We start from the raw sequence: 20,615 nt of genomic DNA on the forward strand, positions 1-20,615 counted from the left end.
TGACAAGCATTTTTCAAGTTGAAGTGGAGACACGATAATGACGATGGACGATAGAGACGGGCTGATTTGGTTGGACGGCAAATGGGTGGAGTGGCGGGAGGCCAAAGTCCATGTGTTGACGCACACGCTGCATTACGGTGCCGGCGTTTTCGAAGGTTTACGGGCTTATAAGACCGAGCAAGGCACGGCGATTTTCAGGTTGGCCGAACATACCGACCGATTGTTTCGTTCCGCAAAGATTCTCAATATGACCATGCCTTACGGTAAGGAAGAGCTCAATCAAGCGCATTGCGAAGCTGTTTCCAAAAATAATCTGGAAACCGCCTATATCAGAAGCATGTGTTTTTACGGTTCCGAAGGAATGGGGCTTCGAGCCGATAACCTGAAAGTGCATATCATGATCGCGGCCTGGCAATGGGGCGCTTATCTCGGCGCCGAAAACATGGAGCGAGGCATTCGCGTCAGGACATCCTCTTATACGCGCAATCATGTCAATAGTACGATGTGCAAGGCCAAGGCGAACGGCAATTATATCAACTCGATCTTGGCTCTCCAGGAAGCTTTGGCGACCGGTTATGACGAAGCTTTATTGCTCGATCATGAAGGTTTTGCGGCGGAAGGCAGCGGCGAAAATTTATTTATCGTTCGTAACGGTAAAATTTATACTCCGGAAACTACTTCGGCGCTTGAAGGCATTACCCGCGATACGGTAATAACGATTGCGAGAGAGCAGGGCTTTGAAGTGTCTGAAAAACGTATCACGCGCGACGAAATCTATGTCGCCGACGAAGCCTTCTTTACGGGTTCCGCAGCCGAAGTGACGCCGATCCGCGAATTGGACGGTCGGTCCATCGGAAACGGTACTAGAGGACCTATAACCGAAAAACTGCAAACGCTGTATTTCGACTACGTGCATGGCAGACGCGCCGACCATCAAGAATGGTTGAGTTACGTTTAGGATATGGCTGTATAACTTCCCTATTCGCTACTGTTCCCACGCTCAGCGAGGGAATGCATACCGATCTTGCCTCGGCAGCGAAGGTATGGGTTCCCATGGAGGACCGCTCGCCGTTATACCCAAATATCGGTAAACTTGCTAAACAGAGGTCGCCGTATACTTGGAAGCGGTGCTGTTTGATAAATCTGCGGATATTGAACATCAGTGGCTTCGAAATCGCGACGAAGGCGTCGCTCCCACAAGGGGGTAGGGTGCTCTGTGGGAGCGATCCCCAGATCGCGATTTCGAAGTCGGGTACGTTAGGTAACAATAAATGGTACCGAAGTCACATTAGCTAAGGAACGAGCATGAAATAACTTAGACAACTGTCGGAAGGGGGGTTGGTGGCTCGATTGACAGGTGTCGGCGGTAGGGGTAGCCGCCGTCAAGCCTACATGGACGTATTCACTGCGTCCTGTCAAGCGAGTCACCAAACCGCCACAAAGCCTACTACTTGTATAAGTTATTTTGTGCATATTCCTAAGATGGGGTATTTACGACTTATGTATACCCATCGCAGATCAAAATTCGGCACCGGGGTGAATACGTCCATGTAGGCTCTATGCCGGCTCCATGCCGGCAAAGCCTTTGCCGAACACCCCGGCACCTCCTTAGGCACTGCCGAAATTTGAAGTGCGAAAGGTATATAACGACGAGGCAAATATTCAGTCCCCCGGCAATTATCGTTCCCACGCTCTGCGTCACTTCCATTAAGTTAAGCCGTTCGTGGTGAGCCTGTCGAACCATGGACGGCTTAACTTATCGACCCAGGATTTTTCCATTCACCCTTCGACAGGCTCAGGGCGAACGGAAAAATCCTTAACTTAATGGCAGTGAGGCTCTGCGAGGGAACGCCTGAGTACCTCTCCAGCGGTGCGAGACGCTAGAGCGTCTCGGTCTTCATTCCCACGCCGGAGCGTGGGAACGATAGGAAGGGTAATTTTTGACTTATGTATAACGATGAGCGAAGGACCGTGGGAACCAGAAAAGCATGTCTTCCATAGCACCGGATTCCGCCAGCCCATGCCGGAATGGCGGGTGTCACTCGTTCCCAGACTCTGCGAGGGAATGCATACCGATCTTGCCTCGGCAGCGAAGGTATGGAATCCTACGAAGGACCGTGGGAACCAGAAAAGTCAGATAAGTCTATTTTGCGGCCATTTAATCTTGTTATCTTGATCTATTCATATTCTTATGAAACCAGAAAACCGTTTTACGGATTCACCGTCAACTTCATTTTGGCGGGATTGGCTTGTGCGCCGTCATGTCGAATTGCTGGTCATTCTTTTCGTGGTTGTGCAGCCGTTTGGCGAAAGCTTTTATTTGCCGGTTATTATTTTACTGTTGCTTAGCCTGAACGGCTTTTATCGGGAAGGTATTCGGAGTCTACCGAATTTATCGCTATATATGAGTGTCGCCTTGTTGCTTACGGTACCGTTACTGATTGCTAGTGTTAGTGCCTATAAAGTTGATAAAACGCTCATTACTACATTGTATTTTATGTTGTATACAGTAGCCGGGGTCTATGTGATTCGCCGGTTTGCGAAAAGCTTCAGCGCCGATTTTTTGTTTTATGGAATTGCCGCGATCTTGATGTTTTGGACATTCGATGCGTTGATACAATATTTCGTTGGCCATAATCTTTTCGGGTGGCCCTATAACGGCTATCGTTTGACCGGGATTTTTCATCCTAAGATAAGAATCGGCATTGTATTTGCTCATTTGTCGCCGTTTTTGATCGAAGCGGGCCGTCGCTTATCATTGCGTTCTGGGCAAAATTGGCATTGGCTATTATTAGCGCCTTATTTTGCGGTCGTCTTGTTATCGGGTAGCCGTTCCGCTTGGTTGACATTGTTGGTCGTGTGGTTTGTATATGCCGTGATTCTCCTACGGCGTCGCGACATTAAAACCATTGGGCAAATTTTGCTGATATTGGCCGTATCAATCGGCACAAGTATGTTGATTTCAGATAAGCTGAAAAACCGGCTTGAACAAACCTTGAGCGGCTTATCGACCGATCCGGAAGCCATTAATACGGCGACTTCATTGAGAATCGAGGCATGGCAGGGCGCCTGGCAATTATTTCTCGACTACCCGGTTACCGGTGTCGGAGTTAAAGCATTGGGCGATTTAGGTTTTCAGAGAGGCTATACGTCTATTTCTTTCGGGCATGCTCATCTTTACGGACTGGATGTGTTGATGGTGACCGGTATTATCGGTTTGATTGCTTATCTAGTCGCTTTTGGCTTGGTTTTTTGGAAAGCTGCGGTTTCGGTTTGGTATGAAACCAAGGCTTTTCCGTTTTGGTTGGCGGCTGGCGCGATGATGCTGCCTTTCAATATGCATTGGGAATTCTATGGTGTTCGGTCCATTGCCTGGTTATGGATGCTGCTTTTTATCGCATTTGCAGTGGAATACCGTTACCAAAACAAAACATCGACCAAAACGAAAACGATAGGTCATTAAAGTATACATAAGTCAAAAATCACCCTTTTGCAATCTTAACCAATGAGACCTCGATACCATTTATTGTCACTTAACATCAGCGGATCACCTAACGCTAGACGAACCGCGTAGGGTACGCTGTGCGTACCATGGTAATCCCGCGATATTCATGTGCCAATTGAACCGCCAGGGCACGGCTTTGGTACGCGCAGCGTACCCTACAATTTATGTTTAACGATGAGAGCTGGAGCTTGGGTAACAGCATATATTTTTTGTTATACCTTTCGCACTTCAAATTTCGGCAGTGCCCGAGGAGGCGCCGGGGTGTCCGACAAAGGCTTTGCCAGCATGGAGCTGGCATAGAGCCTACATGGACGTATTCACGGCGTCCTTTGACGGACACCCCAGTGCCGAATTTTGATCTACGATGGGTATATATAAGGGTGCAGGGCAATGCAGTAGCAATTGCCGAGGCGAGATCGCCAGGCATATCTCGTACCTTTAAATAGTGAGACGCTTTTCGATCAAGAAAGAGTGGATTGGGGGGCTTTATTGCGATATTGATGAACAGCGGATGAGATAGCGGCGATTAGACTGGGATCGATGTCCCCTTGAGAAGGTGCGGGAGCGGGTTTAGTATTTTCTGCAATAATTGTCGGTCCATCGATAAAGCGCGCGATTAATGTCGACATCGAATTGACGGCAAAAATCAACATCGCAAGGAACAGAAATACAATTCCCATGCCTATCACCATTAATTCACCGCCCCTGATTAACATTTCAGTCATAGTCTGTGATTTATCTATAAAGTTACGATGGCGAAATTGTATCATAAGGCCAAGCGACACGGCGCGGACAAAGTTTTAGCGTTAAACCTAAAAAGAGCAGTTGGCATGTGTTGTAGACCGTTCGTGCTGAGTAAAGTCGAAGCATGAAGGGTCTACAACACTTACACCGGATTGGTGAAGCCTCAAACTACCGTACACCCTTCGACAGGGCTCAGGGCGAACGGTAGTTTGAGGCTCTCAACTGCTCTTTTTAGGTTAAATTATTCGGAGAGCAAAATGACGGCGACTATAACAATCCTCCAGGATGATATTACCCAGCTTAAAGTCGACGCGATCGTCAATGCGGCCAATGTTTCGTTATTGGGCGGAGGCGGCGTCGACGGCGCGATTCATAGTGCCGCGGGGCCGGAGTTACTCGATGCCTGTAAAAAACTGAATGGCTGTCGAGTCGGTCAGGCAAAAATAACGCCCGGCTTCCGTTTGCCGGCCCGTTTCGTGATTCATACCGTCGGGCCGATATGGTCGGGAGGCGCCAGCGATGAGGCGCAGCTGTTGGCTTCTTGCTATCGCTCTTGTTTGGATATCGCAGCCGTGCACGGATTCAAGTCGATTGCTTTTCCTGCGATTTCATGCGGCGTATACGGCTATCCAGTGGACCAGGCTGCAGCAATCGCGATTAATTCGATAGCCGATAATTTGCAAAATTGTGTCGACTTGGAAACGGTTTACTTGGTCTGTTTTGCCGAACCGGTACTTAAGGCTTATCATGAGCAATTTAACTGCATTAAAGGTGTGCTATGACGGAGCCTAAACAAGATCGAAAATTACGAGAAAAACTGACGCCGGAACAGTACAACATCTGTTGGAATAAAGGGACCGAGCCGCCGTTCACCGGAAAATATACCGATTGTAAGGAGGAGGGGGTTTATCATTGCGTTTGCTGCGGAAACCCGCTTTTCGATTCCGATACTAAATACAATTCAGGTTCGGGTTGGCCCAGTTTTTGGGATGTCTTTTCCGCCGACAGCTTAATTCAATCGGAGGATAGCAGTCATGGCATGCGCCGTGTCGAAGTGACGTGTAAATCATGTCATGCGCATTTAGGGCACGTTTTCGAGGACGGTCCCGAACCGACCGGCCTTCGTTATTGCATCAATTCGGCAGCATTGGAGTTGAAAAAGAAATGATCGATTCACGTCTACAGGTTCAACAATTACTGGATTTTATCGATTCGAGCCCGAGCCCGTGGCATGCCGTAAGCACGGTTGAACAAGCCTTGCTGCCTTACGGATTCGTCAAGCTGGACGAGGCTGCTAAATGGTCCCTGGAACCCGGCGGGCGCTACTATGTTGTTCGCGACGATTCCTCGGTCGTCGTGTTTGTCCAAGGGCATCAACCGCTTGATGCTACCGGTTTCAAGATTATCGGTGCGCATACCGATTCCCCAGGGCTTCGAGTCAAGCCGAATGCCGCGAATTTATTGGATGGCTATATCAGAGTCGGCGTCGAAGTGTATGGCGGACCGATTCTGGCTACGTTTACCGATCGGGATTTAAGTTTGGCGGGCCGAATTAGTTACAAGTCCGGCGATGGCATACATACTGAATTGATCGATTTCAAGCGGCCGTTGCTGCGCTTGCCTAATTTGGCGATTCATATGAATCGAGGCGTCAATGAAGACGGCTTGAAATTAAACAAGCAACTCGAACTACCGTTAATACTCTCGTTGTTCGCCGAACAGCAGTTGCCGCCGACCTATTTTTCGGAATTACTCGAACAAGTCTCCGATATCAGGGCGGAGCAATTGCTGGCTTTCGAATTAAACGTCTACGATACGCAGAAAGGTGCGTTTTGGGGAGCGGACGATGAATTCTATGCGGACAGTCAGCTGGATAATTTAGCCTCTTGTCATGCCGCGTTAACGGCTTTTTTGGACGAAACGGTGCTGACATCGGGTAAAACTTTGGTATGCGCGTTTTTCGATCATGAAGAAATCGGCAGCACGACTTGCAAAGGCGCCGATGGTAGTTTTCTACCGGATATGTTGGGCCGGATTGCAACGATTTCCGGATTGCAAGGCGAAGATTATCAACGCGCATTGACGCAGAGTTTCATGATCAGCGCGGATATGGCGCATGCCTATCAACCCAATTTTCCGATGTTCTACGAACCCGATCATAAGGTATTGGTCAACAAGGGGCCCGTTATTAAAGTCAATGCCAATCGACGCTACGCCTCGGATAGCCTTTCCGAGGCGATGTTCGCGGGCTGGTGCGAGCGAGCCGGCGTACCGTATCAAAAATATTCTCATCGAAGTGATTTGCCCTGTGGTAGTACCATCGGCCCGATGACGTCAGCCAAGTTGGGTCTCCGTACGGTCGATGTCGGTAATCCGATGTGGGCGATGCACAGTATTCGCGAAAGCGCCGGTGTTTTGGATCACGGTTATATGATCGATGCGTTCAAATGTTTTTTTCAATATTGATTCGGTTATGATCGAAGTTGTCGATTGAGATTTGCTCTGAGGATGTGCTGGAAATGTCATGACATCAGCGCTGCCAAACAATATAGGCCATTATGATGCGCTCGATACGTAGCTTGTCGCTTGAGCATAAAATTTCGATGGCGACATTTTTCGCCGCTCTTTGTATCGGCGTATGGGTTTTTCTGTTGTGGGCATTTTTTGAACTACTCGCAATAAAGCAGACGACTTCCACTGCACTGGTCTCAGCAGCCGAGACGATTAGCGAACGCAGCGCAATAGCCATATCAATGAATCGGCATGGGCCTATCGAGCAGGAATTGAAAACGGCTAGTCGACTGAATGCCATTAAATTGGCGTGTGTTTATGATAGTCAGGGGAATGTTTTTTCGAGTTTAAACGGTTCGAAACCATGCCCGGACTTTTATAAGATAGAAGAACATCATTGGTTTCAAACGATTGCCCGTATTCCGATCAAAGTCAATAAGGAGACTGTCGGTTTGGTATATCTCGTAGGTGATTTATCGGCCTTGTTTTGGGAGCGGATTCATTTATTCCGTTGGTTCTCGATCTCAGTGTTGGCAAGCATCTTGTTGACGCTACTATTGAAAATCCAACTGTCTCGATTCATCGTCGCACCGATCAATCATTTGCTAGATACCGTAAAGAAAATCGATGTCGGAAGGAATTATTCGTTGCGGGCAACAAAGTTTGCGGACGACGAGTTGGGGGTGTTAGCCGATACCTTCAATGCAATGATCGAGACCGTTCAAACGCAGAATACAGCGCTGATAGAAGCGAAGAATCGCTATTTACTGCTTTATGACGATAATCCGACGATAATTTTTAATGTCGAACCGGACGGACGCATTATTTCCGTCAATAAATTCGGAGCGAGACAATTAATTCATAGCGACCGGCGCTTGCAAGGCGAGTTGATTTTTAATTTCATTCATTTCGATGATCGTACGTTGATGGAGGAGATGTTTGGACTTTGTGTGAAAGACCCGCTCCGGGTCAATAAAATCGAAGTTCGTATGATTTGTCAGGACAATAGTATTATCTGGGTCAGAGGTGCGGCGAGGGTGATTCGAGCTCAAAATAAAATGAATATTTTATTGGTGTGCGAAGATATAACCGAGGCGCGTAAATTATCCGAGCAAATAACCTATCAAGCGCAACACGATAGTTTGACCGGTCTGCTTAATCGAACCGAATTCGACAAACAAATACAGCAGGCTTTGCGTTCCGCGCGTAACTCGAGAACCGAATATGCCTTATGCTATCTCGATTTAGATCAATTTAAGGTCGTTAACGATACATGCGGTCATGTGGCCGGAGACGAGTTATTGAGGCAATTGAGCGTATTGATCAAAAGTCAAATTCGTCAGGATGATTTATTAGCGCGCCTGGGCGGAGACGAGTTCGGTATTTTGATGAAAGGGTGTTTGTTGACGCAGGCCGCGATTACCTGTGAAAAAATCCGTCTTGCGATACAAGCGTTTCGTTTTGCTTGGGAAGATAGAACTTTTTCAATCGGCGTTAGTATAGGCATTGCCGGTATCAATAGCATCAGCGGCAATAGCACCGAATCGCTTAAGGATGCCGATGCGGCTTGTTATGCGGCCAAGGAAAAAGGCCGCAATCGGGTACACCTTTTTCGGCCCAATGATCAGGAATTGGCTTCCAGGCAAGGAGAAATGCAGTGGGTCGAGAAAATTCAACGAGGTATCGCTAATCATCAATTTCGCCTGTACGGACAGCCGATCGTGCCTATCGGTCATAACAATGAAGGTTTGCATTTTGAAACCTTAATTCGATACCAAGACGACAGCGGGCATATCGTACCGCCGGGCGCTTTTTTACCGGCCGCGGAACGTTATAATTTGGCGGCCGCCTTAGATAAATGGGTGATTGCTTCGTTATTCGAATGGCTGGCGATGCGTCCCAGGTTTATCGATAAAATGTCGTTATGTTCGATTAATCTGTCGGGGTTATCGTTATCCGATGAAACGATGCTGGAATATATTTCCAATCAATTTAAGCAATGGGAAATTCCAACCGATAAAATTTGTTTCGAAATCACCGAAACTGCCGCGATTGCCAATTTATCGAATGCTACGCGTGCGATACATATGCTGAGAGAGCGGGGCAGTTTATTTTCGTTGGATGACTTCGGTAGCGGTTTGTCTTCATTCGCCTACTTGAAAAATTTACCGGTGGATTTTCTCAAGATCGACGGTTTGTTCGTCAAAGATATTATCGACGATGAGGTGGATTTGGCGATGGTCCGATCTATCAATGAGGTCGGTCATGTGATGGGTAAGAAAACCATTGCCGAGTTCGTCGAAAACGAGCGTATTTTACAGCTACTGAGTGAGTTGGGTGTCGATTATGCGCAAGGTTACGGAATCGGCAAGCCGGTGTTGTTACAAGATCTTCAGTTGATCGATTTGGCCGCTAAGGCTCAATAGAAAACGATCACTGGCTTTTCATTCCGTCAAACAAATGCCGTCATTCGATTCATCCGCCCTCAACAATTTAGCGCCTCGGGATGGCGAGGTTTTTTTGCTCAAGCAATATTACTCGTCAGATGAAGCGAACAAACTGTTTGCTATATTGCTCGATAGGCTGTCTTGGCAGGAAGAGTCGATATGGATGTTTGGTAAGCCGGTTAACGTGCCGCGTTTGACATGCTGGTACGGCGATCCTGAAGCGGTTTATTTCTATTCCGGCGTCAAGCATGAGCCATTGTCTTGGACGGCCGAACTGAATGCGATACGGCAACGAATCCAATCGGACTTTGCATTTACTTTCAATAGCGTACTGGCAAATCTGTATCGAAGCGGACAGGACTCGATGGGTTACCATGCCGATAACGAAAAAGAACTGGGTATGAATCCTGCGATTGCTTCGTTGAGTTTGGGGGATGAACGGTTGTTCAGGCTGGTTCATAACAAATCCAAGGAGAAGCTAGACTTGGTGTTGGGGCATGGGGATTTATTGATCATGGTAGGCTCGCTTCAGCATCATTGGCGTCATGCCATCCCAAAAACCAGGCTGTTGAAATCGCCTCGGATCAATTTGACGTTTAGGAAAATCAAGGGATTAAAACACCTGGATCTTAACTTAATGGCAATGAGGTGCAAGGACGTAGGGGGCTTTCGCGATAAATAACTTGCTGAAGCTATGAGCTTTGTCGAGGATTCGATAACTCGCTTAAAGAGTCTTGGAAATTGTTGATGATCATTAGGTTATAAAGCGCCAGTCATTTTTTCTGACATGAAAATTGGTAAATTTCGATACCCTACTCCCTTTTTATCGAAAAAGGGTCTAAGAATAAAAGGTATGGGATGTGTTTATCAAGGACCGCCGTGAACCCATATATGGTCTTACATGGGGGCTTGACGACAGCTACGCGCCAAGTAAGGAGTGAATGCAGATTTTGCAGGGGCAAAAAACCACCACCCTGTTGCCCGACATACTCGCTAGCCCCCTATATCTTCATAAAGTTAACCATTTGTAAGTATTCAGACCCCGTTGGCAAATTACCCCAATTCAGGCGTAATTGTTGGCCTCCCCCTTTGAAAAAGGGGGATTGAGGGGGATTTATTTAAAAAATCTCCCCTAGCCCCTCTTTTTCAAAGAGGGGGACTGAATACTTACAACCATTTTTTGAGTATCCCCGTCGTAGATCAAAATTCGGCGCCTGGGCGTCCGCCAAAGGACGCCATGAATACGTCCATGTAGGCTCTATGCCAGCATCCATACTGCCAAAGCCTTTGTCGGACCCCCAGGCGCTTCCTCTAGCACTGCCGAAATTTGAAGTGCGATAGGTATATTAGGCTGCGACAATATGCCACATTTTTATTTGCATTTCATATTGCTAGTATATATCTAACTTTTGAGGTTTTACTTTAAATCTCAAAGCTGAAAGTTGCGTTATATATCCTTCCTAAATATCTTCTTAAGCGGTTTTTTTAAACCGCTTTTTTTTGCCTGCTGGAAAGCGATTGTAGTTCCGTTGGCTGCTTTCCATGCTATTTCACTCTAATCGCAGCTAACTCCTAAACCGCCTAATCCGCAATAACCGCCCGGGTTTTTGGCCAAGTATTGTTGATGATAGTCCTCGGCATAATAAAAAATGCCGGCCGGTAATATTTCGGTGCTAATCAGGCCGTGACCGTTTTGTGATAATTGCTGTTGATAGTGTCTTTGCGACCAGCGTGCGGCGTCTGCCTGTTCCGTTGAGTAGAAATAAATACCGGAGCGATATTGTGTTCCGATATCGTTGCCTTGACGCATGCCTTGAGTCGGATTATGAGATTCCCAAAATAATTTCAATAGTTGATCATAAGTAATGAGTTTCGGATCGAAGACTACTCGAACGACTTCGCTGTGACCGGTTTGGCCGGTGCAGACTTCCTCGTAGCTAGGGTTAGGTGTATAGCCGCCGCTGTAGCCGACCGCAGTACTGTAAACTCCATGGCATTGCCAGAATTTTCGTTCGGCTCCCCAAAAGCAACCCATGCCGAATAGTGCAAGAGTCAAGTGATCGGGAAAAGGCGGAACGATGGTGTTGCCGGTGACAAAATGATTCGGAGTCACGTTAATGGGAGTTTCTCGGCCGGGTAGGGCTTGTGACGGGGGGACCATGACGGTTTTTTTATGGCTAAAGATCATTATGAATACCGTTGGTTCAGTGGCTGTTTAAATCAGGTTAAGTAAAACTATGCCTTATAATAACCTTTATTTAATGAAATGATTAAAACATGAAAGAACAAGATCAATTACGTCGTTTTATATTCGAAGACCTGGGTGTTAGAGGCGAATGGGTTAAGCTAAATGAAAGCTGGCGTCAATCGATAGAACACCAGCAGGCCTCGCCGGTTATCATTGAGCAGTTGGGTCAAGCATTGGCAGCCGTAACCATGTTGTCCGCCATTGTAAAATTTAAAGGTTCGATGATTTTGCAGGCTCAAGGAGCCGGTGTTATCAGAACGTTGGTGGCTCAATCCTCGGATGAAAGAAATATTCGCGGTTTGGTTCGCTGTAACGAGGATGTCGATAACGCTTCGTTTGAGCAAATGTATGGACAAGGACAATTAATATTAACGATCGAGAGTGAAAATAGTTCGCCCTATCAAGGGGTGGTTCCATTAGCGGGACGAAATCTCGGTGAAGCGTTGGAGACTTATTTCAGTCAATCCGAACAATTAAATACTCGAGTTTGGTTGGTTGCGGATCAACATCAAGCAGCAGGCTTATTGTTGCAGGAATTGCCGAGCCGGAAGGGTGACAGGGAAGATTGGGCGCGTATCGAAATGTTGGCTCAAACCGTAACGGATCACGAATTATTGGAACTGGATTGCGAGCCGCTTTTATATCGTTTGTTCAACCAAGAAAAAGTCAGAGTATTCGACGCCGAACCGGTTCAGTTTCGTTGCGCTTGTTCACGAACCAAAATTGAAAACACATTACGTTCCCTGGGAAGGGACGATCTCGAGGATATTTTGCAGACTCGAGGCGACATAGAGGTCAATTGCGAATTCTGCGGAAAAAATTATTCATTCGACCGGATAGATGTCGAAGGTTTGTTTGCCGATCTCGCAGTGACTAACGCAACAGATACGAGGCATTGATGATAAATAATAAAACGTTCAAATTATGGTTCAGCCGGACACTTGTGCTGATTTTGTGCTTTACTTTAACCGGCTGTATGTACTGGTGGCGGGCGTTTCAAACCTATCGCCAATTGGATCAATTCGATAAAAATTTCGCGGTGGCCAATACAGATAATTTCACATTAGAGTTTAAAAATCCGATTATGTTTAGTCAGGATTTCGTTTCGTTGTCCGGTTTGAGACCGACTTATTCCAATCCATTAGGCGAGGGAAGGCGTTGGAGTTATTGGTTTCATAAAGTCGATCGGAATCAAAAACCAATACTTCCTGAAGTCAAATTCTTTTTCAATCTCGACTTCAACAAAGAAAATCGCTTGATAGCGTGGACGTTTTCAGAGTTGTTTTTGCGTATCGCTCCGGCGGAATTTTTAGAAGTTTCCTTGAGATCGCTGGCTGGTGCAGAAATTAATGAAGGCGCTAAACAAATGCGGGCGAGTGCCGACCATATCGAAAAAATTTCTGCGTCTTTACCGAAAAAAAAATCGGTCATAGCCGAGCTTGGCGAACCGATAGAAATCATCGACGAGAGCGATGAACAAGAAATCTATCTTTATCATTTTTTACTCGAGACGATGGGCATAAAAAAAGGTTATGAAGATCGTGCCTTGAGCGTCGTGAAATTGACTTTCGATAAAAAAACGGACGAATTAATCAGAATGGCCGGCCGTTTTGCCGGTGTTAAGCTTTCAATCAAATACCGGAAGTATTTAGAAGAAACTCAAGCGTCATTGTAATTATACCTTTCGTACTTCAAAATTCGGCAGGTGACTAAGGAGGCACCGGGGGGCTCGACAAAGGCTTTGCCAGCATGGAGCTGGCATAGAGCCTACATGGACGTATTCACGGTGTCCTTTGACGGGCATCCCGGCGTCGAATTTTGATCTGCGATGAGTATAAAGGTTTGGACGCAAATAACTTTCCTATTTTAGGAGGGTCGGTTACTCGCTTGGCAGGTGTCGGCGGCAGGGCAGATTTTTGCTCCTGCAAAATCTGCATTCATGTCATCCATGGCAATCAGTCGCCGCCGCCAAGTCTACACGGGCGTATTCAAGGGGCGCGCTGAACCCAGTGTTATTCTTGCCGGTCCAAGTTCGCGGCGTGCAAGCCGCATTCTTTCTTCGTGGCGTCTTCCCACCACCAGCGTCCGGCGCGTTCGTGTTGATTCGGCAGTACCGGTCTTGTGCAGGGTTCGCAGCCGATGCTGATGAAGCCTTTTTCGTGCAGTTCGTTGTAGGGGACTTGATAGGCTTCGATATGATCCCAAACCTGCGCAGAGCTCCAGTTAGCCAACGGATTGAATTTGATCAATTGATGTTCGGGAGTCGAGAAAGCCGTGTCGATTTGTATTTCGGGCAGGTCTTGGCGCGTACCGACGCTTTGATCCTTGCGCTGGCCGGTGATCCAAGCATCGAGACCCGCGAGTTTGCGTTTTAGTGAGTCTACTTTGCGGATGCCGCAGCATTCTTGATGACCGTCGCGATAAAAGCTGAACAGGCCCTTGGCCTTAACCATCTCGTCCAAGATGGCATGATCCGGCGTCAACAATTCGATTGGAATGCCGTAATGTTCGCGCACTTTTTCAATAAAACGATAAGTCTCGGGATGCAGGCGCCCGGTATCCAGGCTGAAGACTTGAATATCGGGGCGTATTTTGACGGCCATGTCGATCAGAACCACATCTTCGGCGCCGCTGAACGAAATCGCGATATTATCGAATTGTTCCAGCGCGGCCTTAAGAATTTTTCGGGGTTTTTGTCCCTGCAGTTCGGCCTGCAGGGCGGCAATATCGAATGAGGTCATGATAGATTTTTTGGGTTGAATTCCGGTTATTGTTGTGAAAAATAATGCGCTAGAAAATCGTCGAAAGATAAGTCGTCGCTTTGTTCCTTTTCGAGCTGTTTGGCGATAGACTCTTTTGCCATTTCCTGGAAGGTACGGGTATTTTGCTCATCCAGCTTTTGGCTGCGAAAGTTTTTGGCATGTTCGACCGAGGTTTTCAGGGCGTAGGTTGCGAACGGCATTTGCGTTTCGCCCATACCGCGTAAAATTCTTGCGGACGGTGTCAAGTCTGGATTTTCTATGGCTTTTCTTTGGGCTGCTAAGGCAGCGCTATAAGGTTTTTTGGAATTGTCGCCGTCTAAAAGCGCGCAAACCGGTTCCATGTCGGCAAGGATTTCTTCGGTCCAGTCTTTGAGCGGAATTCTCCGGTCGAGTTTATCGAGTACGAGGCCGGGTTGGCGTCCGAGATGGGCAACCGCAAGTTGATTGGCGTTATTGAGAATGAACTGCCGCGAATCGTTGGGCGGGCTGTCTTGCAGCAGACAAGTCAGCATAAATGCCTCGATGAAATGTGCGGTTTCATCTTGTATGCCAAGGGGGCTAAACAAGTCCAGATCCAACGATCGTAATTCGATATAGCGAACCCCACGTCTTTTGAGCGCTAGAGTCGGCTTTTCGCAGGAGTTAGCGATTTGCTTGGGTCTGACGGTACTGTAAAATTCGTTTTCGATTTGTAAAATGTTGCTGTTTAACTGCCGGTATTCGCCGTCGACCTTGACACCTATTTTTTCATAGTCCGGGTAGGGCGTGTTGATGGCTTGGCTTAGGCTGTCGACATAACCGGTCAACGAGTTATAGTCGATTTGCAGCGAAGCCTGATTTTTGCTCTTATAGCCGATGTCGCTCATTCTGAGCGAAGTGGCGTAAGGATGGTATAAGGTATGGCGGTCGAACTCGTCGAATTGTGCCATCATGTGCGGGCGGCTTTTGAAAAACTTTTTACATATCGCTGGCGACGCGCCGAACAGATACAAGACTAGCCAGCCCTGGCGGTGCAGGTTTCTGATCATGCCGAAATAGCCGTCCGCGATATATTGATCGAGGCTCGACGATGATTTTTCCAAGTCGTGTAGTTTGCTCCACAAAACTTCCGGCACCGAATAGTTAAAATGAATACCGGCAATGGCCTGCATGGTCCGGCCGTAGCGGTACCAAAGTCCTCGGCGGTAAATGTGTTTCATGCGGCCGATATTGGAGCTGCCGTATTCGGCGATCGGTACGCTTTCGTCTCCGTCGATGCCGCACGGCATGCTCGCGGCCAACAGGATTTCGCCGTCGAGATGATCGTAAACGAATTGATGAATCGTGTTTAAATAATTCAGCGTTTCTTTGATATCCTTAAACGGTGGCGTGATGAACTCGAGCAAGGCTTCGGAATAGTCCGTCGTAATATACGGATGCGTGAGAGCCGATCCTAAAAATGACGGATGAGGCGTGTGCGCGATGACGCCGTTCTTGGCGATTCTGAGGCTTTCTTTTTCAATGCCTTTGAGGCCGTTTTTTAATAAATTTTCAAAGCCGTTGTCGACTAATAAATTAAAACGCGCCGGTAAATGATGGTGCAATTGAGTCATATTAGGGGCGTTTATCGCCCGTGAGTCCGAAGAAAATCTGATCATTATAAAGGTTTAACAGAATTGAATAAATATTATCGTGGACAGGTCAGCTACTCTCAATTTGTAGATCAAAAAGGGTGTGGGGTGTGCTGGGCGAGGATGTCGGCAGCGGGACAGATTTTTGCTCCTCGGCAATTGCTCCTGCATTACCCTAATACACGCCATCCGTGGCGTAATGCAAAGTCTGCATTCACGCCATCCTTGGCGCTTAGCTGCCGTCAAGCCCCCATGGATGGGTTTACGGCGTTCATCGACAGGCATACCCCATACCCTAACGATCATGAAGACCTCGCCATTGTCCCGGCAAATGAACGTTCGTGGCGTGGGGAGGGGGCGGTCACTCGCCCGACAGGACGCCGTGAATACGTCCATGTAGGCTCGACGGCGGCTTTCCCTGCCGCCGACGCCTGTCAGTCGAGCAACCGCCCCCTCTCCGGAACCGGCATTGTGTTATCTATCGAAAAATTAGATAAAGAGTCCAAATCTGCGAACTTTCACAGTAACGTTCATGAAGGCCTAGCCATCGCCCCGGCAAATGAAAGTTCTCTGGTGGCGGAGGGCGCGGTCACTCGCCCGACAGGACGCCGTGAATACGTCCGTGTAGGCTCGACGGCGGCTTTTCCTGCCGCCGACGCCTGTCGGTCGAGCAACCGCCCCCTCTCCGGAACCGGCATTGTGTTATCTATCGAAAAATCAGATAAAGAGTCCAAATCTGCGAACTTTCACAGTAACGTTCATGAAGGCCTAGCCATCGCCCCGGCAAATGAAAGTTCTCTGGTGGCGGAGGGCGCGGTCACTCGCCCGACAGGACGCCGTGAATACGTCCGTGTAGGCTCGACGGCGGCTTTCCCTGCCGCCGACGCCTGTCGGTCGAGCAACCGCCCCTTCTCCGGAACCGGCATTGTGTTATCTATCGAAAAATCAGATAAAGAGTCCAAATCTGCGAACTTTCACAGTAAGATTGGCGAAACTGCGCAAACTGGGATTCGCGGTGGACAGGGGGTGTTGCATGCCGGGTAAGCCGCTCGATGTGCTGAATACGGTTTTCGGCTACGACCGTTTCAGGGGTCAGCAACAGGCCGTGATCGATGAGTTGTTGGCCGGACGCGATGCTTTGGTGTTGATGCCGACCGGCGGCGGCAAGTCGTTGTGTTATCAGATTCCGTCATTGTTGCGGCCGGGCGTCGGTATAGTGATTTCGCCGCTGATCGCGTTGATGCAAGATCAGGTCAGCGCATTGCATCAATTGGGCGTCAATGCGGCCTTTTTGAATTCGACTCTGACCGCCGAAGAGGCGCGTTCTATCGAAAACAGGCTACGTGACGATCAATTGGATTTACTTTATATTGCGCCGGAGCGCTTGAATTCGGCGCGCACGCTGTCGTTATTGGATAATCTGAATATCGCGCTGTTCGCGATCGATGAGGCGCATTGCGTGTCGCAATGGGGACACGATTTCCGCGCCGACTATCTGCAATTGTCGATGTTGCATGAGCGATATCCGAGTATTCCGCGTATTGCGTTGACCGCGACCGCCGACGAACGAACCCGTCAGGAAATCATCAGTCGGCTTGCACTCGACCAAGCGAAGCTGTTTGTCAGCAGTTTCGATAGGCCGAATATTCGTTATCGTATCGTGCAAAAACAAAATGCCCGACAGCAATTGCTGCAGTTTATCCAAAGCGAACATTTTGGCGATGCCGGCATCGTTTATTGCTTGTCGCGCAAGAAAGTCGAATCGACGGCCGAATGGCTGCAAAGTAAAGGCATCCGAGCGCTGCCTTATCATGCCGGGATGGATAACGCGGCGAGGCAGCAACATCAACACCGGTTCTTGATGGAAGAGGGTCTGGTTATCGTGGCGACGATCGCATTCGGCATGGGCATCGATAAACCCAATGTGCGTTTTGTCGCGCATCTCGATTTACCGAAAAGTATCGAAGCTTATTATCAGGAAACCGGACGCGCCGGGCGCGACGGTCTGCCGGCCGACGCGTGGATGGCGTACGGTCTTCAGGATGTGATCACGCTGCAGCAAATGTTGGCCAATTCCAATGCCGACGAAAGCCATAAACGCCTCGAATATCATAAACTCGATGCCATGTTGGCGCTTTGTGAGGAAGTCGGCTGCCGTCGTAGAGCTTTGTTGAGCTATTTCGGCGATCCATTGGCTGACGATTGCGGTAATTGCGATACCTGTTTGGAACCGGTCAATACTTGGGACGGCACGGTCGCCGCTCAGCAGGCCTTATCCTGCATATATCGGACCGGACAGCGTTTCGGTGTCAATTATTTGATCGATGTATTGCGCGGCAAAGAAACCGAACGGCTTAAGCATTTCGGTCACGATCGGCAGTCGACCTTCGGCATCGGCAAGGACATCGACGAAAAACAATGGCGTTCGGTGTTTCGGCAATTGGTCGCCAAAGGTTTGGTGACGGTCGATATCGAAGGCCACGGTTCGTTGCGCCTTGATGAATCTTGCCGCACGGTCCTGCGCGGCGAGCAGCAATTGATGCTTCGCCGAGATCTGTCCGTCGAATCCGGCAAGCGCTCGAAAGGCGCGGTTCGGCAATTTCAAAAAGAGCAGGATACCTTGCTGTGGAACGCGCTACGTACTAAACGCCGCGAGCTTGCCGATGAGCAGGATATTCCGCCGTATCAGATTTTCCATGATGCCACTTTAATGGAGATGGTTGAAAGCAGGCCGATGAATCATCAGCAATTCCGTTCAATTTCAGGGGTTGGCGAACGTAAATTGGAGCTGTACGGCGACGATTTTCTAGCCGTGATTCAAGAGTTCGGAACAGTTTCGGAAGCCTTGGTTTCTTTGTCGGATTCGGTCTTGGAGACCGTCGATCTGTTTCGACTGGGTTATGACGCCGAAAAAATTGCCAAGCAACGCGGCTTTACCATGGATACGATTTATAATCATTTGGCCCAAGCACTGGAGCAAGGCATAGTCGAATTGGCCGAGGTGGTCGCTTTGTCCGAAGCCGAAATCCATGCGATTCAGGATGCCATATTAGGCATGCCGGATGAGCAAAGAAATGCTTTGAAGCCGATTTTCGAAGCATTTAATGGGCAATATAGTTATGGCGTGTTGCGTTGCGTTCGAGCGGCAATGCAATTGGACGATGAGTGATTTGTGGCGAATAGTGAGCTTCAGAAGATTGTCAAATCGATCGATTGCCAGTTTAATATGCTCTCTTATTAGTAACTATTCAGCGCATGCGGTAGGTTGGTGTCAGGAATTGATTTCTAAGGACGCGTGAATACATCCCTGTAAGCTCTGACTGCAACGTCCTGTTGCAGACAGCCTTATAAATCAATACCTGACACCTTCTCATATATGACTTATGCTGAATAATTACTCTTATTATTAATAATTGTTAGGAGCAATGCGTGGCAAAGGCCAGTGATTTTAAGCGTGGAATGGTTGTCGAGATTAACGGTGTACCGCATGTGATTAAGCAAATCGAGGTCAGAAGTCCGTCCTCGCGCGGTGCGACTACCTTGTATAAAGTCCGGTTCAATAATCTCAAGACCGGTCAAAAACTCGATGAAACCCTGAAAGGAGACGATTTTTTCAAGGATGCGGATTGCGTTCGCGTGAAAGTTCAGTTTTCTTATATGGATGGCGAAAATTACGTATTTATGAACATGGAGGACTACAGTCAATACACGGTCGGCGCGGACGATTTGGAAGAACAGAAAGGCTATTTGACCGAAGGGCTCGAGGATATCGTTGCGTTGCTGTTTGACGATACCGTGCTGGGTATCGAGCTGCCGAGTTCTGTGGCGTTGGAAATCGTCGAGACCGCACCGGAAATCAAAGGCGCTACGGCCACCGGCAGAACCAAGCCGGCGCGATTGACGACCGGTTTGGAAGTGCAGGTTCCGGAATATCTTAAGACCGGCGAAATAATCAAGATCAATACGGTTACCGGAAAATTTATGTCTAGGGCTTGATAATTAGCTAGGTGGGCGTTTTACCTGTATAGCGAGCGAGGCGGAATCAAATACGAAGCGGCGCCGGATTGCCGGTTTCGAGATAGCGTTTATAATCGGCCAACACCTGTGCATGATCGAACGCCAACTCTGCCGGTAGCGTGTCGAAGGTGAAAGTATCGAGGTTTTTCGCGTCATCATCGGCTTTCGGCGTGCCTGATGCTTCGGCGATATAGACCGCAGTGACGGTATGATTGCGAGGGTCGCGTTGCGGGTTCGAATAAATACCAAGCAGAGCGGTCAGACGAACATCGAGGCTGGTTTCCTCGCGGGCTTCACGTATGGCGGCATGTTCAACGGTTTCGCCGATATCGACAAAGCCGCCCGGGATGGCCCAGCCGAACGGCGGGTTGGCGCGTTCGATCAGAACGAAAGGGCGCCCCGGACGGTCGATTAATTCGATCAAGGCATCGGCGGCCAATAGAGGGGTAATCGGTTTCGGCATAATGGGTTCTCTCATAAGTCTAAAGCTCGCGATCTACGTTACCTGAATTTTTCTCAATAATCGAGTCTAAGGCCAGTGTACTCAGCAATTCCCTATTTGGAGATCAAAAAGGGTGTGGGGTATGCTTGGCGAGGATGTCGGCAGCAGGGCAGATTTTTGCTCCATGCAAAATCTGCATTCACGCCATCCTTGGCGTTCGAGCTGCCGCCAAGCCCCCATGGATGGGTTTACGGCGTTCCTCGACAGGCATACCCCACACCCTAAAATCGGCGAAACTGCTCAAACTGGGAATTGCTGCCAGTGTACTA

The 20,615-nt window shown here is 48.4% G+C and carries 17 protein-coding genes; 12 read left to right on the forward strand and 5 right to left on the reverse strand.

Going from position 1 to position 20,615, the window contains the following annotated elements; translation table 11 throughout:
* Positions 1-37: 37 nt before the first annotated feature.
* Complete coding sequence (locus EQU24_RS07045) at positions 38-958, forward strand: branched-chain amino acid transaminase (protein WP_017840163.1); 921 nt, start codon at positions 38-40, stop codon at positions 956-958.
* Positions 959-2,191: 1,233 nt separating this feature from the next.
* Positions 2,192-3,463: an O-antigen ligase family protein gene (locus EQU24_RS07055; RefSeq protein WP_017840162.1), complete on the forward strand. Its 1,272-nt coding sequence runs from the start codon at positions 2,192-2,194 to the stop codon at positions 3,461-3,463.
* 503 nt (positions 3,464-3,966) lie between these two features.
* Here EQU24_RS07055 and EQU24_RS07060 read toward each other — a convergent pair.
* Entirely contained in the window at positions 3,967-4,230 is a 264-nt protein-coding gene (locus EQU24_RS07060) for an OadG family protein (protein WP_026130107.1), read from the reverse strand.
* 276 nt (positions 4,231-4,506) lie between these two features.
* Between EQU24_RS07060 and EQU24_RS07065 the strand changes: the two genes are divergently transcribed.
* From EQU24_RS07065 to EQU24_RS07085, 5 genes are all read left to right on the forward strand, one after another.
* Positions 4,507-5,031 (forward strand): O-acetyl-ADP-ribose deacetylase, encoded by a 525-nt coding sequence (locus EQU24_RS07065; RefSeq protein ID WP_017840160.1) that lies wholly within the window; start codon positions 4,507-4,509, stop codon positions 5,029-5,031.
* Entirely contained in the window at positions 5,028-5,417 is a 390-nt protein-coding gene (gene msrB, locus EQU24_RS07070; RefSeq protein WP_017840159.1) for a peptide-methionine (R)-S-oxide reductase MsrB, read from the forward strand. The genes EQU24_RS07065 and msrB overlap by 4 nt, the downstream gene beginning before the upstream one ends.
* Positions 5,414-6,715, forward strand: coding sequence for a M18 family aminopeptidase (locus EQU24_RS07075; RefSeq protein ID WP_017840158.1), 1,302 nt, complete (start codon positions 5,414-5,416; stop codon positions 6,713-6,715). Before msrB ends, EQU24_RS07075 begins: the two co-directional genes overlap by 4 nt.
* A 92-nt stretch (positions 6,716-6,807) precedes the next feature.
* On the forward strand, positions 6,808-9,186 hold the full coding sequence (locus EQU24_RS07080) for an EAL domain-containing protein (RefSeq protein ID WP_040575305.1): 2,379 nt from the start codon (positions 6,808-6,810) through the stop codon (positions 9,184-9,186).
* Positions 9,187-9,220: 34 nt separating this feature from the next.
* Positions 9,221-9,889 (forward strand): alpha-ketoglutarate-dependent dioxygenase AlkB family protein, encoded by a 669-nt coding sequence (locus EQU24_RS07085; protein ID WP_017840155.1) that lies wholly within the window; start codon positions 9,221-9,223, stop codon positions 9,887-9,889.
* 873 nt (positions 9,890-10,762) lie between these two features.
* Here EQU24_RS07085 and msrA read toward each other — a convergent pair.
* A complete protein-coding gene (gene msrA, locus EQU24_RS07090) occupies positions 10,763-11,395 on the reverse strand; it encodes a peptide-methionine (S)-S-oxide reductase MsrA (RefSeq protein WP_017840154.1) in 633 nt (210 codons plus the stop codon).
* An 89-nt stretch (positions 11,396-11,484) separates the two neighbouring features.
* Here msrA and hslO point away from each other — a divergent pair, with 89 nt between their 5' ends.
* Positions 11,485-12,354, forward strand: a complete 870-nt coding sequence (gene hslO / locus EQU24_RS07095; protein WP_017840153.1) for an Hsp33 family molecular chaperone HslO — start codon at positions 11,485-11,487, stop codon at positions 12,352-12,354.
* A complete protein-coding gene (locus EQU24_RS07100) occupies positions 12,354-13,130 on the forward strand; it encodes a hypothetical protein (protein WP_017840152.1) in 777 nt (258 codons plus the stop codon). The genes hslO and EQU24_RS07100 overlap by 1 nt, the downstream gene beginning before the upstream one ends.
* Positions 13,131-13,467: 337 nt before the next feature.
* On the opposite strand, the gene EQU24_RS07110 is transcribed toward EQU24_RS07100, so the two are convergent.
* Positions 13,468-14,196, reverse strand: coding sequence for a phosphoadenylyl-sulfate reductase (locus tag EQU24_RS07110; protein ID WP_017840151.1), 729 nt, complete (start codon positions 14,194-14,196; stop codon positions 13,468-13,470).
* Between the two features lie 26 nt (positions 14,197-14,222).
* A complete protein-coding gene (gene gshA / locus EQU24_RS07115; protein ID WP_017840150.1) occupies positions 14,223-15,809 on the reverse strand; it encodes a glutamate--cysteine ligase in 1,587 nt (528 codons plus the stop codon).
* 126 nt (positions 15,810-15,935) lie between these two features.
* Between gshA and EQU24_RS22910 the strand changes: the two genes are divergently transcribed.
* From EQU24_RS22910 to efpL, 3 genes are all read left to right on the forward strand, one after another.
* The gene (locus EQU24_RS22910) at positions 15,936-16,871 is read left to right on the forward strand and encodes a hypothetical protein (RefSeq protein WP_244310907.1); all 936 of its coding nucleotides are present in this window, start codon (positions 15,936-15,938) and stop codon (positions 16,869-16,871) included.
* On the forward strand, positions 16,861-18,996 hold the full coding sequence (recQ, locus tag EQU24_RS07130) for a DNA helicase RecQ (RefSeq protein WP_017840148.1): 2,136 nt from the start codon (positions 16,861-16,863) through the stop codon (positions 18,994-18,996). The genes EQU24_RS22910 and recQ overlap by 11 nt, the downstream gene beginning before the upstream one ends.
* Positions 18,997-19,256: 260 nt before the next feature.
* Positions 19,257-19,823 carry an elongation factor P-like protein EfpL gene (gene efpL / locus EQU24_RS07135; RefSeq protein WP_026130105.1) on the forward strand — a complete coding sequence of 189 codons (567 nt, stop codon included), beginning with the start codon at positions 19,257-19,259 and terminating at the stop codon, positions 19,821-19,823.
* Between the two features lie 46 nt (positions 19,824-19,869).
* Here the strand turns inward: efpL and EQU24_RS07140 are convergent, their stop codons facing one another.
* Entirely contained in the window at positions 19,870-20,307 is a 438-nt protein-coding gene (locus EQU24_RS07140; protein ID WP_017840146.1) for an NUDIX domain-containing protein, read from the reverse strand.
* Between the last annotated feature and the right edge of the window lie 308 nt (positions 20,308-20,615).

This window comes from Methylotuvimicrobium buryatense, assembly GCF_005931095.1.
GTDB lineage: Bacteria > Pseudomonadota > Gammaproteobacteria > Methylococcales > Methylomonadaceae > Methylotuvimicrobium > Methylotuvimicrobium buryatense.